Below are 786 nucleotides of genomic sequence, written 5' to 3'. Positions count from 1 at the left end.
CCACCAACCCGGCCCACCGCCGTCGCTCCTTCCGCCGCCGGCGGGCGAGTTCGTCCACCAGTTCCCGGGTGCGTTCCTCGACTTCGTGTTGCGGCGGTGCCGCCAGCTCCAAGGCGGCGTCGCGTGGCAGCGCGTCCAGCAGATCGGGCAGCGTTTCCAGCTCCGCGGCCTCCCGGCGGCACGCGGGGCAGGAGGCCAGGTGTTCTTCGAAGCCCGCCCGTTCGCGGCGGTCCAGTCCGCCCAGCACATAGAGGCCGAGCAGTTGGTGCTGTTCCTCGTTGGCATTCACTGCTGCCCCACCCCCATCTCGTCCAGTACGGCACGCAGGGCCTTGGCCGCGTAGAACGCCCGCGACTTCACCGTGCCCAGCGGAATGCCCAGCGACCGGGCGGCTTCGGACGACGTGAGCCGCTGGTAGTGCAGGGCGAGGATGATGTTGCGGTGCTCGGGGCTGATGCGTGCCAGCGCTTCCTCCATGACCACGCGGAGCAGGAGCCGCTCCAGCTGGTCTTCTTCGCTGGCCGGCTCGTCCTCGCCCAGGCCGGTCTCGCCCGGCCGCCGGGTGCGGCGCCGGTAGCCGTCGATAATGACATGCCGGGCGGTTTGGTAGAGGTAGCCGCGCATGTTGTCGGTTTCCGGGCCGCGCTTCCACACCCGCAGGATCGTCTCCTGCACCACGTCCTCCACCTGGTCCGCGTCGGAGGTCGCCGCGCGCACGAACCGGCGCAGCGCCGTGGCGTGGTCGCGGTAGAGGCGGGCCACGGCCTCGTCGTCCAATGCCACGGC

The 786-nt window shown here is 71.0% G+C and carries 2 protein-coding genes; both read right to left on the bottom strand.

Annotated elements, in window-relative coordinates:
• On the bottom strand, positions 1-289 hold a 289-nt coding region (locus AC5RUJ_RS17550; RefSeq protein WP_494156417.1), incomplete at its 3' end, for a zf-HC2 domain-containing protein.
• Positions 286-786: sigma-70 family RNA polymerase sigma factor (locus AC5RUJ_RS17545; RefSeq protein ID WP_494156416.1), on the bottom strand; the 501-nt coding region annotated here is incomplete at its 5' end. The genes AC5RUJ_RS17550 and AC5RUJ_RS17545, both read right to left, overlap by 4 nt.

It is taken from the genome of Arthrobacter sp. Y3223164, from assembly GCF_059091005.1.
Note: the sequence above shows the minus strand (reverse complement) of the source record. Positions and strands in the feature narration are given on the sequence as shown.